This window comes from Caballeronia sp. LZ043 (genome assembly GCF_031451075.1).
Taxonomy (GTDB): Bacteria; Pseudomonadota; Gammaproteobacteria; order Burkholderiales; family Burkholderiaceae; genus Caballeronia.
The window spans coordinates 1,150,048-1,166,152 of the sequence record NZ_JARUXT010000003.1; the positions used below are offsets into that span (position 1 = coordinate 1,150,048).

Genomic DNA, 16,105 nt, shown 5'->3' on the forward strand with positions numbered 1-16,105 from the left:
CGAGGAAGAGTCATGCACGTCTCGCTCGCGCACGCGCCGCGACGCCTCGCCGACGGCTGGCAATGCGTGAGCACGCCCGCGGGTGCCTGCGCGACACCGGCTTCGCTCGACACGCAGACACACTGGATCGACGCGCCCGTGCCGGGCACGGTGGCTTCGGCATTGCGCGCAACCGGCGTGAAAGACGAAGCGCTGGCTCAGCCGTTCGCGCATGCGGATCATTGGTATCGGCTGAAGCTGAGCGGGCACGGCAAGCGCCGGCTGCGCTTCAATGGCCTTGCAACCATCACCGAAGTCTGGCTCGACGACGTCAAATTGCTCGACTCGGATTCGATGTTCATCGCGCATGATCTCGATGTCGAACTGAAGGGCGAGCACGTGCTGCACCTGTGCTTTCGTTCGATCGCGCCCGCGCTCGCCGCGAAACGGGGCCGTGCGCGCTGGCGTCCGAAGCTCGCGCAACCGGCCACGTTGCGCAACGTGCGCACGACGCTGCTCGGTCACATGGCGGGCTGGTGTCCGACAATCCAGCCGGCCGGACCGTGGCGCGCGGTGGAACTGATCGGCGAAGCGCAGGGCTGTATCGAGTCGATCGAGATGCGTTCCCGCGTGGAAGGCAATGACGGCGTGCTCGATGTCGCCGTGCGCTTCTTTCATGCGCAGGAGGCCGCGCCGGTGCGGCTCGAATGCGGCGAAGCGCATGCGGTCATGCAATGGCAGGACGCGCATACGCTGACCGGCCGCGTGCAGGTTCCGGACGTGCGCCTGTGGTATCCGCATACGCACGGCGAACCCTTCCGCTATGCCGTCAAGCTTGGCGATATCGCGCTGGGCGAGATCGGCTTTCGCACCGTGCATGTGGATCGCGGCGCGGATGGCCAGGGCTTTCAGCCGGTCGTGAATGGCGTGCCCGTGTTCGCGCGCGGCGCGTGCTGGACCTCGGCGGATATCGTCGCGCTCGACGCGCCGCATGAGAAGCTCGAAGCCCTCTTCACGCTGGTCCGCGACGCGGGCCTCAACATGATTCGCGTCAGCGGCATCACGCTGTACGAGTCGGATACGTTCTATGAACTCGCGGACCGTTACGGCGTGCTCGTCTGGCAGGACTTCGCGTTCGCCAATTTCGATTACCCCGATGACGAAGCCTTCCATCTGAGCGTGCAGCGTGAAGCCCGCCAGTTCCTCGCGCGCACGCGGCGTTTTGCTTCGCTGGCGGTGCTGTGCGGCGGAAGCGAGGTGCATCAGCAGGCCGCGATGCTCGGCCTGCCCTTCGACGCCTATCAGCAACGCCTGTTCACCGAGTGGCTGCCCGAGGCGATCGCTGCGGAGCGGCCCGATGTCGCCTATGTCGTGAACTCGCCGAGCGCCGCGCCCGGCGATACCGAGTCGATGCCCTTCGGCACGCGCGGCGGCATCACGCATTACTACGGCGTGCCCGCGTATCAACGCTCGTTCGATGACGTCCGCCGCGCACAGGTCCGCTTCGCGTCAGAGTGTCTGGCGTTCGCCAACGTGCCCGACGATGTCGCCTTGCGCGCGCTGCCGAATCCGCGCGCGCACGAGCCGCGCTGGAAAGCCGGCGTGCCGCGCGATCCGGGTTCCGCCTGGGACTTCGACGACGTGCGCGAGTACTACATGCAGTCGCTCTATCGACAGGACGTGCCGCGCTTGCGCTATGAGAATCCCGAGCGCTATCTGGAGCTGTCGCGCGCAGTGGTCGCCGATGTCATTGGCGCTGTGTTTTCCGAATGGCGCAGGCAGGGCTCGACCTGTGCGGGCGGCATCGTGTGGAATCTGCTCGATGTGAGACCCGGCGCGGGCTGGGGCGTCATCGACGTGCTGGGCGCGCCCAAGAGTGCACTGCATGGCCTCGCGCGCGTGCTTCAGCCCGTGCAGGCGCTGTTGCTCGACGAAGGGCTCGAAGGCCTCGACGTGCATCTCGTCAACGAGACGGCGCACGAGATTCGCGGGCGTGTGGAACTGGCGTGCCTGCGTGAAGGGTCGGTGAAGGTCGCGGGCGGCGCGTGCGATATCGTGCTGCCCGCGCGCAGCGTGCAGCGCATTTCATCGAACCGGCTGATCGGCGCCTTCTTCGACAGCGCGTATGCGTACCGCTTCGGCCCGCGCGCGCATGATGTCACGCACGTGGTCCTGCGCGATGCCGGCACCGGCGAGACCTTGTCCGAAGCCTTCCATTTCCCGGATCCATCGATCGGCGAGCGGCGCGACATCGGCCTCAAGGCGAGCGTGGAGAAAGACGGGGATGGCTGGAGTCTCGTGATCGAGACCGCGCAGCTGGCGCGCTGGGTGCACATCGATGACCCGGACTATCGCGCACGCATCGACTGGTTTCATCTCGCACCCGGCCAGCCGCGACGCATTCCGCTCGTGGCACGGCACGCAAATGTGCGCGCCGCGCCGGAGGGCGATGTGTGCGCGGTCAATGCTTCGCGCAGTGCGCCTTATCGGGCGTCATGAACGCCCGAAGGCCTCGGTGCCGACGATGCGTCCGTTCAGGAACGCATCGGCAACGAGGCGCAACGGACGCACATCGACGTCGCTCGTGTTCGTCGCGATGAGTTCGTGAAAGCGCTCGTACAGCGCGGGATATTCGCGCTCCGGGCCTGCGTCGATGTCCTTGCCCGCAATGGCAAGACGCTTGCCGCCCTCACGCAGCGACAGACGGCCGCCTTCCGTTTCGATATCGATGTCCCATTCCTCGACCGGGCCATGCCGCCAGTCGAACACTGCGCGCACGGGCGCGCCGTTGCTTGCAACGCAATCGAGTTCGGCGGCGATGGGCGTCGCGGTATCGGCGGGCGTGGTCAGCGTCGCGCCGCGCAATGCGACCTCATGCGGCAGGATGCGGGTCACGATGGAGAGCGCGTTGATGCCGGGATCGAATACGCCGAGACCGCCTGGCTCCCAGATCCACTCCTGTCCCGGATGCCAGCGCCGCACGTCCTCTTTCCAGCGCACTTCCACTGACCGCAGCGCGCCCGCTTCCCGCGATGCCAGCCATGCACGCGCCGCTTCGACAGCCGGCGCTGCGCGTGAATGCCACGTCGCAAACAAGGTGCGGCTACGCGCCCGGGCGATCTCGTGCAGGGCCTCGACCTCGCTCACGCTCGCGCCCGGCGGCTTCTCCAGCATCACATGCTTGCCCGCTTCGAGCGCGGCCCGCGCCTGTTCATAGCGCACTTGCGGCGGCGCGCACAGCGACACCGCGTCGATCCCTGGCTCGGCAGCCAGCAGCTCGCCGACATCCCGATAGTTGCGCACGCCATCCACGCTCGCATGACGGCTCGCGCAGGCGACGAGCTCGAACCCGGGCTGGGCGGCGATGGCCGGCAGATGCTGATCGCGCGCGATCTTGCCGATGCCCACTACGCCAAGCCGAACGACTCCTTCCATGTCCTCTCTCCTTTGCATGAAGGCGTCACGATACCCTAGCGGGCCCAGCGCAACACCAGCGGATCGAGACGGCGCGCGATGGCGATGAGTTCGTCGCGCGTTTCGCGTCCCATCGCAGGCAGCGGATGACGCGGCGCATCGCAGGCAATGACGCCGCCTTCCTTCATCAGCGCCTTGGTCGCCAGCAAGCCGGCCTGACGGTTTTCGTGATTGATGAGCGGCAGCCAGCGCTGATAGAGATCGAAGGCATCGTCGGTACGTCCTTCGCGATGCGCCTCGATGATCGGCCGGATGCCATCCGCGAAGCCGCCGCCCGTCATCGATCCGGTCGCGCCCGCGTTAAGGTCCGCGAGCAGCGTGATGGCTTCCTCACCGTCCCACGGACCTTCGATGGCTTCGCCGCCGAGGCCGATCAGCTCGCGCAGCTTGTTCGCCGCGCCCGGCGTTTCGATCTTGAAGTACGACACCTGCTCGATCTCGCGCGCCATGCGTGCCAGGAAGGCCGCTGAAAGCGGCGTGCCTGCGGCGGGCGCGTCCTGGATCATGATGGGGATCGTCAACGCGTCCGAGAGGCGCGCGTAGAACGTGTAGATGGCGCTCTCGGGCACCCGGAAGGTCGCGCCATGATACGGCGGCATGGCCATGATCATCGCGGCGCCCAGCTCTTGTGCGCGACGGCTGCGCTCCACGCACACGCGCGTGCCGTAGTGCGAGGTGGTGACGATCACCGGCACGCGGCCCGCCACATGTTCGAGGATCGTGCGCGTGAGGACGTCGCGCTCGTCGTCGGCCAGAGAGAACTGCTCGGAGAAGTTGGCGAGGATCGCCAGGCCGTCCGAGCCCGCGTCGATCATGAAATCCACCGCGCGCTTCTGGCTCTCCAGATCCAGTTCGCCGCTGTCGGTGAAGGTCGTCGGCACGACCGGAAAGATGCCGCGATAGCGTGGACTGACGTGACGGCTCATGCTGGCGTCCTCATGGTCTCGGGTTCTTCAAGCGCACTCAGTGCGAATGTCTCGGCACCGCCGCACCGCGCATGCCGACGAGAAAGTCGAGGTCGCAGCCCTCGTCCGCCTGCAACACGTGGTCCACATACAGCCGCTGATAACCGCCGTCGCCATGCGAACGCGGCGGCTTGCGGTCGCTCATGCGGCGCGCCAGCTCCTCTTCGCCGATGTCCAGATGCAGCGTGCCGGCGTCGCAATCGAGTTCGATCCAGTCGCCGTCGCGCACGGCCGCCAGCGGCCCGCCCGCCGCCGCTTCGGGCGCCACGTGCAGCACCACCGTGCCGTACGCCGTGCCGCTCATGCGGGCGTCGGAGATGCGCACCATGTCCTTGATGCCCTGGCGCAGCAGCTTCGGCGGCAAGCCCATGTTGCCCACTTCGGCCATGCCCGGATATCCCTTCGGCCCGCAGTTCTTCAGCACGAGCACGGAGTCCTTGTCGACATCGAGCGATTCATCGACGATGCGTTCCTTGTAGTGCTCCAGATCCTCGAACACCACGGCGCGGCCGCGATGCTTCAGCAGTTCCGGCGTGGCGGCGGAAGGCTTCAGCACCGCGCCGCGCGGCGCGAGATTGCCGCGCAGCACGCGGATGCCGCCGTCCGCGATCAGCGGATGATCCAGCGTGCGGATGACTTCGTCATTGGTGATCGGCGCGGTCTTGACGTTGTCCCACAGGGACTTGCCGTTGACGGTCAGCGCGGCCGGATGCGGAATGAGCCCGGCTTCGCCCAGCCGCCGCAGCACGGCGGGCAGCCCGCCCGCGTAATAGAACTCTTCCATCAGGAAGCGGCCCGACGGCATCAGGTCGACGATGGTCGGCGTGTCGCGGCCAATGCGCGTCCAGTCTTCGAGTTCCAGCGGCACGCCGATGCGCCCCGCAATCGCCTTCAGGTGAATCACCGCATTGGTCGACCCGCCGATTGCCGCGTTGGTGCGGATCGCGTTCTCGAAGGCCTCGCGCGTCAGGATCTTCGAGAGCGTGAGACCTTCCAGCGCCATCTCCACGATGCGGATGCCCGACATGTGGGCGAGCACGTAGCGGCGCGCATCGACGGCGGGAATCGCGGCGTTGTGCGGGAGCGAGGTGCCGAGCGCTTCGGCCATGCACGCCATAGTCGAGGCGGTGCCCATGGTGTTGCAGGTGCCCGCCGAACGCGACATGCCCGCTTCCGCCGAGAGGAACTGATGCAGGTCGATCTCGCCCGCCTTCAGCGACTCGTGCAGTTGCCACACCGCCGTGCCGGAGCCGATGTTCTTGCCATCGAGCTTGCCGTTGAGCATCGGGCCGCCGGTCACGACGATGGCCGGAACGTCGCAGCTGGCCGCGCCCATCAGCAGCGCGGGCGTGGTCTTGTCGCAGCCCGTGAGCAGCACGACGGCGTCGATGGGATTGCCGCGAATCGCTTCTTCCACGTCCATCGCGGCGAGGTTGCGCGTGAGCATCGCGGTCGGGCGCAGGTTCGATTCGCCGTTCGAGAACACCGGGAACTCCACCGGAAAGCCGCCCGCCTCGTAGACGCCGCGTTTCACGTGTTCCGCGACCTTGCGGAAGTGCGCATTGCAGGGTGTGAGTTCGGACCAGGTATTGCAGATGCCGATGATCGGCCTGCCGTCGAACTCATGGTCCGGAATGCCTTGGTTCTTCATCCAGCTTCGGTACATGAAGCCGTTCTTGTCATTGGTGCCGAACCATTGCGCGGAGCGCAGCTTGGGCTTGGGGGCGGACATGTGTCTCTTCCGTGTCAATTCGTTATGCGCCCGAGTGTATGCCTGCGGGTGATAATCTACTAATGAAAAGATGGACTTCATCGATAACCATTCCGGCATTAGTAATAACCCGGGTTCATTCATGAATACGAGTGTCTCGAACGTCCGCAACCATCTGAAGACGCGTCAGCTGCTGCTGATCGCGGCGCTGGCGGAGGAAGGCAATGTTCATCGCGCGGCGGCGGCGCTCAACATGACGCAGCCGGCTGCATCCAAGACCCTGCGCGAACTGGAAGAAGCGCTCGGCGTCACGCTGTTCGACCGCGAACCGCGCGGCGTACGGCCCACGCTGTATGGCGAAGCGGTCATCCGCCACGCGCGCGCCGTGCTCGGCAGCCTCGATCAGGCGCAGGAAGAACTGCTTGCGTTGAAGTCGGGAAGGCTCGGTCACGTGAGCATCGGCGCGATCACGTCGCCCGGCGTGCGGCTGCTGCCCGCCGCCGTCGCGGCCGTCAAGCGCCTGCATGCGGACATTCGCGTGTCCGTCGAGATCGACGGCAGCAATGCGCTGCTCGAACGTCTCGCGCAGGACAAGCTCGACATCGTGATCGGGCGCCTCTCGGCGGAACAGGACAACGTGCAGTTGCGCTATGCGCCGCTCGCGGGCGAACCGGCGCGCGCCGTGGTGCGCGCGGAGCATCCGCTGCTGAAGAGAAAGAACCTGGCGCTCGCCGACGTGCAGCAGGCCGCGTGGCTCGTGCCGCCGGCGGGCAGCGTGCTGCGGCATCGCTTCGACCTGATGTTCCAGCGCGCCAGCCTCGCGCCGCCGTCGAACGTGGTCGAAACGGCGGCGATCCTGTTCGTCACCCAACTGCTCGAACAGAGCGACATGATCGCCGTGCTGGCGGAAGACGTGGCGCGCTATTACGCGCGTCATCGCATCGTCGAGATCCTGCCCTTGCAGATGGATTGCCGCATGGACGACTACGGCATCGTCACGCGCGCCGACCGCCTGCTCACGCCCGCCACCGAAACCATGGTGCGTGCGCTGAAGGCCGCCGCGCTCGACGTGTATGGCGCTCAGGCCGTCGCCCTGGATTCCACCGGCGCGCGATAGCTTGCAAGCAGCCGCTCGCGCTTGACCTGCACCGCCGCCATGTTGCGTTCCTTCACATGGCCGAAGCCGCGAATCTCATCTGGCAGCTTCGCGAGTTGCAGGGCCGTATCGAGGCGCGCGTCGTCGAGCGTGGCGCAGAATTCATCGGCCAGCGCCATGTAGTCCGCGATCAGACGGCGCTCAGCGCGGCGCTCCGCGGTCTTGCCGAAGACATCGAAGGGCGTGCCGCGCACGCCCTTGAGCCGCGCGAGCGCCCGGAACGCATGCAGCGTCCAGCCGCCGAAGCGCTGCTTGACGAGATGCCCGTGCTCGTCGCGTTTTGCGAACAGCGGTGGCGCGAGATGAAACGACAACGCGTAGTCGCGGCCCGGCTCGCCTTCGAACTGGTCGCGCAGCTTGTCGAGCCACGCCGGATCGGCATACAGGCGCGCCACTTCGTATTCGTCCTTGTACGCCATCAGCTTCGCGAGGTTCACCGCGACCGCGCGCGTCAGCGGCAGCTTCGCATGGCCGCCCAGGCCTTGCTCCCTGGCGCGGATACGCTCGACCACGTCGCGATAAGCGCGCGCATACGCCGCGTTCTGATACGCCGTCAGCAGGGCTTCGCGCGTGGCGATCACCTGGTCGAGCGACTCGGGCATCTTCAGCACGATGGTCTGCCGGCCTGCATCGAGCAAGCTGCCCACGCCGTGCTGCGCCACATGACGTCCCCATCCGAACGCCAGCCAGTTCTTCTCCACCGCCACGCCGTTCAGTTCGATCGCGCGCTTCAGGCTCGCCAGTTCCAGCGGCAGCCAGCCCTTCTGCCACGCGAAGCCCAGCAGCAGCGGATTCGCGTAGAGCGTGTCGCCGAGCAGCTTCAGGGCGAGCGCATTGGCGTCGATGAACGCGCAGCCCTCGCCCATGCTCTCCGACAACGCCTGTTCCGTCTGCGTGGCCGGGAAGCGCCAGTTGGCGTCGGTGATGAAGTCCGCCGTCGGCGTGGCGCCGCTGTTGATCGCCGCCTGCGTGATGCCGTGCCGCGTGCGCGACAGCACGTCCTTCGACGCCGACACCACCGCATCGCACCCGATCACGAGCCGCGCCTCGCCGGTCGCGATGCGCGTCGCGTGCAGCGCCTGCGGCGTGGGCGCGATCTGCACATGGCTCAGCACGGCGCCGCCTTTCTGCGCGAGTCCGGCCATGTCGAGCACGGTCACGCCCTTGCGTTCGAGATGCGCGGCCATGCCGATCAAGCCGCCGATCGTCACCACACCCGTCCCGCCGACGCCTGTCACGAGCACGCCATACGGCTTCGCCAGCTCGGGCAGTGTGGGCAGCGGCAGCGCGTCGAAGTCGGGCGTGGCGCCTTTTGCTGCGCGCGGCTTCCTGACCTGTGCGCCCTCGGCGGTGACGAAGCTCGGGCAGAAGCCCTTCACGCAGGAGAAGTCCTTGTTGCACGCCGACTGGTTGATCTTGCGCTTGGTGCCGAGCGCCGTGTCCAGCGGCTCGACCGAGAGACAGTTCGATTGCACCGAGCAGTCGCCGCAGCCTTCGCACACGGCGTCATTGATGAACGCGCGGCGGGCCGGATCGGGATAAGTGCCGCGCTTGCGGCGCCGGCGCTTTTCGGTGGCGCAGGTCTGATCGTAGATGAGGATCGTGGTGCCCGGCGTGTCGCGCAGCTCGCGCTGGATGCGGTCCAGTTCGTCGCGATGATGCACGCTCACGCCTTGCGGCAGCACGACCGTCGCATCGTACTTCTGCGGCTCGTCCGTCACGATGACGATCCGCTTCGCCCCTTCCGCGAACACCTGATGCGCGATCTGCGGCACCGTCAGCACGCCGTCGACGGGCTGGCCGCCGGTCATCGCCACCGCATCGTTGTAGAGAATCTTGTAGGTGATGCTCGCGTTCGCGGCAATCGCCGCGCGCACCGCCAGCAGGCCCGAATGAAAATACGTGCCGTCGCCGAGATTGACGAACACGTGCTTGTCGCCCGAGAAATGCATCTGGCCGATCCACGCCACGCCCTCGCCGCCCATCTGGCTGAAGGTTTCCGTGTTGCGGTCCATCCACATCGACATGTAATGGCAGCCAATGCCCGCCAGCGCGCGCGAACCCTCGGGCACGCGCGTCGACGTGTTGTGCGGGCAACCTGAACAGAACCACGGCTTGCGTTCGGCCTCCACGCGCGGCTTGCTTGCTTCGCGCTCCTTCGCCTCGATGGTCGCGACCCGCGCCAGCATGCGCGCGCGCACGTCGGCGGGAAGGTCGAGATGCGCAAGACGCCGCGCGACCGCCTTCGCGATCAGCGCCGGCGAGAGCTCGTGATGCGCCGGCAATAGCCAGTCGCCGCGCGGCACGGACCACTCGCCGCCTTCGTTGTTGCGTTCGTCGAACTTGCCGTAAATGCGCGGGCGCACATCCTCGCGCCAGTTGTAAAGCTCTTCCTTCAGCGCATATTCGAGGATCTGCCGCTTCTCTTCCACGACGAGAATCTCTTCCAGACCCGTGGCGAACGCGCGCGCGTCCTGTGCATCGAGCGGCCAGACGCAGCCCACTTTCAGCACCCGCAGGCCGATCTGCGCGCAGGTGTCATCGTCGAGACCGAGGTCGATCAGCGCCTGGCGCACATCGAGATAAGCCTTGCCCGCCGTGATGATGCCGAAGCGCGGCGTGGGCGAATCGATCACGACGCGGTTCAGCTTGTTCGCGCGCACGTAGGCCAGCGCCGCGTACCACTTTTCGTCGAGCAAGCGGGCTTCCTGCGCGAGCGGCGCATCGGGCCAGCGGATGTTGAGGCCGCCTTCCGGCATCGCGTAATCGGTGGGCGTGACGATGTGCACGCGGTCCGGATCGAGATCGATCGACGCAGTCGACTCCACCACGTCGGTCACGCATTTCATCGCCACCCACAGGCCCGAATAGCGGCTCATGGCCCAGCCATGCAGGCCGTAGTCGAGATACTCCTGCACGTTCGACGGATACAGCACCGGCATGCCCGCCGCAATGAACGCGTGATCCGACTGATGCGCGACCGACGACGACTTCGCCGCATGATCGTCGCCCGCCAGCACCAGCACGCCGCCATGCGGGTCCGTGCCTGCCGAATTTGCGTGCTTGAAGACGTCGCCGGTGCGGTCCACGCCCGGTCCCTTGCCGTACCACATGCCGAACACGCCTTCGCGCGTGGCGCCGGGCCACAGGTTGATCTGCTGCGTGCCCCAGATTGCCGTGGCCGCGAGATCCTCGTTCACGCCCGGCTGGAACACGATATCGTGCTCCTTCAGGTGCGCCTTCGCCTTCCATAGCGACTGATCGAGCGCACCCAGCGGCGAACCGCGATAACCCGAGATGAAACCCGCCGTATTCAGCCCCGCCAGCCGGTCGCGCGCTTTCTGAAGCATCGGCAGACGGACCAGCGCCTGCGTGCCGCTCAGGTAGACGCGGCCTCGCTCCAGGGTGTATTTGTCGTCGAGTGAAACGTCGGCGGAAGCCAGCGCAGCGCGATCGGGTGCATTCATGGGGCTCGTCTCCAGATTCGGGATTTTTAGTTTTTCCCGAGTATAGGAAGGCGGTCCGCCATCGTAAAATCATGAATAAACAACTCTGGTATCTGAAAATCAGATGACGTTCGATCTCACCCTGCGGCAATTGCGCTATTTCGTGGCCGCTGCGCAAACCGGGCAATTCTCGATGGCGGCCGCCAACCAGCACGTGTCGCAATCGGCGATCACCCACGCCGTGCAGGCGCTCGAAGACGCGCTCGGCACGAAGCTGTTCGAACGCCTGCCGCAGGGCGTCGCGCTGACGCCCGACGGTCAGGACTTCCACAATCACGCGCGCCGCGTGCTCGACGCCGCCCGCGACGCCATGCACAAGCCGCCGTTCCGTTCGCACGACATGCGCGGCGTCGCGCGCATCGCGGCCTCCTACACGCTGCTCGGCTATTTCCTGCCCGAGTTGCTGGCGCGTTTTCGCGCGACCTATCCGTTTATCGAATTCGATCTCCGCGACATGGAACGGGCCGACATCGAAACCGCGGTGGCGAACGGAGAGATCGACATCGGCGTGGTGCTGCTCTCAAACCTGGAACGCGCCAGCCGCTTTCATACGCAAGTGCTGATGCGCTCGCGCCGGCAGTTGTGGGTCGCGCCTTCGCATCCGCTGGCGCAGCGGGAGGCGGTGTCGCTCAAGGACATCGCCGCGCATCCGTACATCATGATTACTGTCGACGAAGGCGAGCACTCCACGATGCGCTACTGGCGCAAGAAGCGCATCGAGCCGGCGGTGACCTTTCGCACGAGTTCGATGGAAGCGCTGCGCGGGCTCGTGGCGCACGGCTTCGGCGTCACGGTGCTGTCCGACATGGTGTTCCGGCCGTGGTCGCTGGAAGGCAAGCGCATCGAGGCGCGGCCCGTGCACGACGTGATTCCCCACATGGAAGCCGGCATGATCTGGCGCAAGGGCGCCGCACTGAACGGCCCCGCCACCGCATTGCAGCAGTTCCTGATCCACGCGTGCGGCGGCTGAAGTCGCCCGGACTCACGCGCATTCCGCTATTTTTTCGCAAGCGACGCCATTAAAAAGCCGCAGTAGAATCTGAGCAGTGCCGGAAATCTTGCATCGCCCGTTCCATCCGAAATTTGACATGCAATCTGATTGACATGCAAACCATGGAGGTTTGGAGATGAAGAAGAGTTCGTCCGCCGTCTGGATCCTGGTCGCGATGGTTATCGGCATCGGGCTTGGCTACATGGTCTTCACCAGCTTTCCAGACAAGAAAGCCGCGACCGAGATTGCCGGTTACATCTCCCTCGTCTCCGATGTCTTCCTGCGGCTGATCAAGATGCTGATCGGTCCGCTCGTCTTCTCCACACTGGTCGTCGGCATCGCGCACATGGGCGACGCCGCCTCGGTCGGACGCGTGTTCGCCAAGGCGCTCGCGTGGTTCGTCACCGCCTCGCTGGTCTCGCTGCTGCTCGGCCTGCTGATGTCCAACCTGCTGCGGCCCGGCGATAACCTCGGTCTGCCGCTGCCCGACATCGGCGCCTCCGCCAATCTCGCCACTTCCAAGTTCACGCTGAAGGACTTCGTCGGCCACATGGTGCCGCGCTCGTTCGCCGAATCGATGGCGAACAACGAGATCCTGCAGATCGTCGTGTTCTCGATGTTCTTCGGCGTCGCGCTCGCCGCGCTCGGCGAGAAAGGCAAGGTGCTGCTGGATGCCATCGACCAGCTCTCGCACGTGATGCTCAAGATCACCGGCTACGTGATGAAGCTCGCGCCGCTCGCAGTGCTGGCCGCGATGGCCGCGACCGTCGCGGTGAACGGGCTGTCGATCCTGATGAAGTTCGCCGTCTTCATGGCCGACTTCTATCTGAGCCTGTTCATCCTGTGGGGGCTGCTCGCGCTCGCGGGCTTCTTCTTCCTCGGGCGGCGCGTATTGAAGCTGCTCTCGCTCATCAAAGAGGCGTTCATGCTGTCGTTCGCAACGGCGAGTTCGGAAGCGGCCTATCCGAAGATTCTCGACGCGCTCGACCGCTTCGGCGTGCGCCGCAAGATCTCCAGCTTCGTGATGCCGATGGGCTATTCGTTCAACCTCGACGGCTCGATGATGTATTGCACCTTCGCGTCGCTGTTCATCGCGCAGGCCTACAACATCCATCTGTCGCTGACCACGCAGCTCACCATGCTGCTGATCCTGATGCTGACGTCGAAGGGCATGGCGGGCGTGCCGCGCGCGTCGCTGGTCGTGATCGCCGCGACGCTCAATCAGTTCAACATTCCGGAAGCGGGCTTGCTCCTGATCCTGGGCGTCGATACCTTCCTCGACATGGGCCGCTCCGCGACCAATGCCGTGGGCAATTCCATCGCCAGCGCGGTGGTGGCGAAGTGGGAAGGCGAGTTGCTGTCAGAGCGGGACGCGGACGCCAACGCCGCGCGCATCGAAGCCGAACAGGACGCCTCGCTGGCGCATCCCGCACAGGTCTGAAGAGGAGCGTCTCATGAAGATGCCGCGCTTCTGGAAGTGCGCGGCGTGGGCTGCGCTCACGCTGTCCTGCGCCACGCACGCCGTCTACGCCGCCGATGACGACGTGCAGCCCGCGCGCCCCGTCAACGATCCCTACGCGCCCGCCACGCTGACCGGCACGCTCGCGAAGGTGCGCGACTCCGGCACCATCGCGATCGGTTATCGCGATGCGTCGGTGCCGTTCTCGTATCTCGACGCACGGCGCACGCCCATCGGCTATTCCATCGAACTGTGCAAGTCGCTGGTTGCGGCCATCGAAACGTCCATACACCGGACGCTCACGATTCGCTGGGTGCCGGTCACGCCGGATACGCGCATCGATGCCGTTGCCGGCGGCAAGGTGGACCTCGAATGCGGCTCGACCACCAGCAATCTCGCGCGTCAGCAGCGCGTGGCCTTTTCGCCGATCATCTTCGTCGCCGGCACCAAGGTGATGGTGAAGAAGGATGCGCCGATGAACTCGTTCCGCGATCTCGCGGGCAAGCGCGTCGCGGTGACGTCCGGCACCACCAACGAAACCGCGCTGCGCGAACTGGACAGGAAGTTCCAGCTCGGCATCCATCTCCAGGTCGTGCCGGATCATGCACAGGGCTTCGCGCAAGTGGCGGACGGCCAGGCCGATGCCTTCGCCACCGACGACGTCCTGCTCTACGGCCTGATCGCCGCGAACGCCGGCAAGGGCGGCGCGTACCGCGTGGCGGGCGATTATCTGTCGTATGAACCCTACGGCATCATGTTCCGCAAGGACGATCCGCAACTGGCACAAGTGGTGAAGGACACCTTCCAGGAACTCGCGGCCGACGGCGAGATCGAGCGCCAGTACAAGCGCTGGTTCCTGACCCGCCTGCCTTCAGGCACGAGCCTCGACATGCCGATGAGCGCGCAACTCGTGGGCATCATCGAAACGCTCGCGGGTGGCGAACGGCGGTAATCGTGCTCATGCCCTCCGGTGCTTGAATTGCCTTCACCGCTTGCCCAATATCCGCGTACGTCCGTTTCTGATGCCCCCGACGACCTAGTCATTCTTTCGCGGGTGCAAGCGCCCCCCTTGCCCCGCATCAAGGTTCGGACGATCCGAACGCATGTTTCGTTGCCCGCCCCCTGTTCCGCAAAGCACCCCGTGTCTATGTTAAAGCCTTACTCAGACACGGGGCTACGCGATGAACACCAACCAGCGCGAGGTCTCGACCGTTGCCGGATTGCTCGACGCCGCGGCGAATGCGGCGATCCGGCAAATCACGGTGACCGCCGACATCGCGGACATGCCGGGCTTCCGGCTATCCCCCGGACAAACGCTGACGGCCACCAGGGCCGAGGGGCGGCGGCTTCGACTCCATCTGGCAGCACACGGCGACGCATCGTTCCCGCAAGCAGAGGGTGGCGCATGCGCGGCGCGTGATCTCTGCTGAAAACACCGCGACAAAGGATTGAATCGATGAGCACGGTAGACACCGCGTTGCACTGGATCGGCGGCGAGTGGCTTGACTCACCGCAACATCGCGATTCAATGGACCCCGCCACCGGTGAAGTCATCGGCCGCTATGCCGGCGGCTCTGAATCCGGGGCACAGGCCGCCATCGATGCGGCGAACCAGGCGTTCTCATCCTCCAACTGGAAGCGCGACTCGGCATGGCGGGCATTGCTCAAGCCTGCCGCCTAGGCCTGGCGACGTTATATCGATCAGACTCCTGGGAGGCAGTCATGAAAGGCAAGATCGTTCTCGAGGAACACTTGAGTACCGCGCTGAACAACAGCCTCTGGGACAGCGCCGGCGAGGCCGCACGCAACGGCAAAGCCTGCATGAGCGACGTCAACATGCGGCTTATGGACGTCGAACGACGTCTCGAAGAAATGGACCGCAACGACATCGACATCGCCGTACTTTCGCTCGCTTCCCCTGGTGCCCAGTCGATCGTGGATCTCAATCAGGCCGTTGACTTCGCGCGGCGGACTAACGACGAGATCGCCGAGCGTTTCACCTCGCGCCAACCACGCCGTCTTCGTGCGTTCGCGACCGTCGCTCTGCAGTCGCCCAAAGCGGCCGCCGATGAACTGGAGCGTGCCGTTAAACAGCTAGGCATGGTCGGCGCATTGATCAATGGCTATACGAACCTTGGCAGCGCTCATTCGGCCGAGTATCTCGACGAACCTCCACTATGGGAATTCTGGGCGCGAGTCGCCGAGCTGGGCGTACCGGTTTATCTGCATCCGCGCGAGCCTCTGCCGTCGCAGCAACGCATCTACCAAGGCTATCCCGCACTGGTCGGATCGGCGTGGGGATTCGCGCATGAGACGGCGACGCATGCGATCCGCTTGATGTTGAGCGGTCTGTTCGACCGCTATCCGAAATTGAAAATCATTCTTGGTCATCTGGGCGAAGGCCTGCCTCTCATGCTGCCGCGACTCGAGCACCGCTTGCAGATGCAGCACGAGGGCGCCGGCCGCGGTGCTGCACGGAAAACCGTCGGCAAGTACATGCGCCGCAATTTTTATCTCACCACGAGCGGACACTTTCACACGGGCGCCCTGCATGCCGCTCTCGAAACAGCCGGTGCCGACCGTGTGATGTTCTCCGTCGATTACCCCTACGAAAGCATGGCGACAGGAAGCGAGTGGTTCGACAAGACCGACATGAATGAAGAGGTCCGGGAGAAGATCGGCCGGCACAACGCGATGCGTCTGCTCAACCTGTGAAAGTTCGAATGCTGGTCCGGGTGAGCTGTAGCGTTTGCGAAGCGGATTCACCCTGGTCGGTCGCGGTAAGTGAACGCGATGCGCGACTACAACGAGCAACTTCACGAGCACGTCAACGAAAGCGAGTGTGACCGTCGGTCGGGACAGCT

General features: G+C 65.3%; 12 protein-coding genes. 8 read left to right on the plus strand and 4 right to left on the minus strand.

Annotated elements, in window-relative coordinates; genetic code table 11:
* Window positions 1–12 precede the first annotated feature (12 nt).
* On the plus strand, window positions 13–2,478 hold the full coding sequence (locus tag QCE64_RS25305; protein ID WP_310006875.1) for a glycosyl hydrolase 2 galactose-binding domain-containing protein: 2,466 nt from the start codon (window positions 13–15) through the stop codon (window positions 2,476–2,478).
* On the opposite strand, the gene QCE64_RS25310 is transcribed toward QCE64_RS25305, so the two are convergent.
* From QCE64_RS25310 to QCE64_RS25320, 3 genes are read right to left on the minus strand one after another with little or no spacing between them, the layout of a single operon-like run.
* The gene (locus tag QCE64_RS25310; RefSeq protein WP_310006877.1) at window positions 2,473–3,414 is read right to left on the minus strand and encodes a Gfo/Idh/MocA family oxidoreductase; all 942 of its coding nucleotides are present in this window, start codon (window positions 3,412–3,414) and stop codon (window positions 2,473–2,475) included. The two genes, QCE64_RS25305 and QCE64_RS25310, sit on opposite strands and share 6 nt — an antisense overlap.
* A 35-nt stretch (window positions 3,415–3,449) precedes the next feature.
* Window positions 3,450–4,379, minus strand: a complete 930-nt coding sequence (locus tag QCE64_RS25315) for a dihydrodipicolinate synthase family protein (protein WP_310006879.1) — start codon at window positions 4,377–4,379, stop codon at window positions 3,450–3,452.
* Between the two features lie 37 nt (window positions 4,380–4,416).
* On the minus strand, window positions 4,417–6,150 hold the full coding sequence (locus tag QCE64_RS25320; protein WP_309933695.1) for an IlvD/Edd family dehydratase: 1,734 nt from the start codon (window positions 6,148–6,150) through the stop codon (window positions 4,417–4,419).
* A 121-nt stretch (window positions 6,151–6,271) separates the two neighbouring features.
* Here QCE64_RS25320 and QCE64_RS25325 point away from each other — a divergent pair, with 121 nt between their 5' ends.
* On the plus strand, window positions 6,272–7,246 hold the full coding sequence (locus QCE64_RS25325) for a LysR family transcriptional regulator (protein ID WP_309924290.1): 975 nt from the start codon (window positions 6,272–6,274) through the stop codon (window positions 7,244–7,246).
* Here QCE64_RS25325 and QCE64_RS25330 read toward each other — a convergent pair.
* Window positions 7,210–10,752, minus strand: coding sequence for an indolepyruvate ferredoxin oxidoreductase family protein (locus QCE64_RS25330; protein WP_310006881.1), 3,543 nt, complete (start codon window positions 10,750–10,752; stop codon window positions 7,210–7,212). The two genes, QCE64_RS25325 and QCE64_RS25330, sit on opposite strands and share 37 nt — an antisense overlap.
* 103 nt (window positions 10,753–10,855) lie before the next feature.
* On the opposite strand from QCE64_RS25330, the gene QCE64_RS25335 reads away from it, so the two are divergent.
* The 6 genes from QCE64_RS25335 to QCE64_RS25360 all read left to right on the plus strand — a co-directional run bounded on the left by QCE64_RS25335 (window position 10,856) and on the right by QCE64_RS25360 (window position 15,956).
* A complete protein-coding gene (locus QCE64_RS25335; RefSeq protein ID WP_309924295.1) occupies window positions 10,856–11,761 on the plus strand; it encodes a LysR family transcriptional regulator in 906 nt (301 codons plus the stop codon).
* Window positions 11,762–11,918: 157 nt separating this feature from the next.
* Window positions 11,919–13,223 carry a dicarboxylate/amino acid:cation symporter gene (locus QCE64_RS25340; RefSeq protein WP_309817039.1) on the plus strand — a complete coding sequence of 435 codons (1,305 nt, stop codon included), beginning with the start codon at window positions 11,919–11,921 and terminating at the stop codon, window positions 13,221–13,223.
* Between the two features lie 13 nt (window positions 13,224–13,236).
* Window positions 13,237–14,193 (plus strand): amino acid ABC transporter substrate-binding protein, encoded by a 957-nt coding sequence (locus QCE64_RS25345; RefSeq protein WP_309933702.1) that lies wholly within the window; start codon window positions 13,237–13,239, stop codon window positions 14,191–14,193.
* Window positions 14,194–14,422: 229 nt separating this feature from the next.
* The gene (locus tag QCE64_RS25350; RefSeq protein ID WP_309933704.1) at window positions 14,423–14,671 is read left to right on the plus strand and encodes a hypothetical protein; all 249 of its coding nucleotides are present in this window, start codon (window positions 14,423–14,425) and stop codon (window positions 14,669–14,671) included.
* 26 nt (window positions 14,672–14,697) lie between these two features.
* Window positions 14,698–14,922 (plus strand): hypothetical protein, encoded by a 225-nt coding sequence (locus tag QCE64_RS25355; protein WP_310006883.1) that lies wholly within the window; start codon window positions 14,698–14,700, stop codon window positions 14,920–14,922.
* 41 nt (window positions 14,923–14,963) lie between these two features.
* Entirely contained in the window at window positions 14,964–15,956 is a 993-nt protein-coding gene (locus QCE64_RS25360; protein WP_310006885.1) for an amidohydrolase family protein, read from the plus strand.
* Window positions 15,957–16,105: the final 149 nt, after the last annotated feature.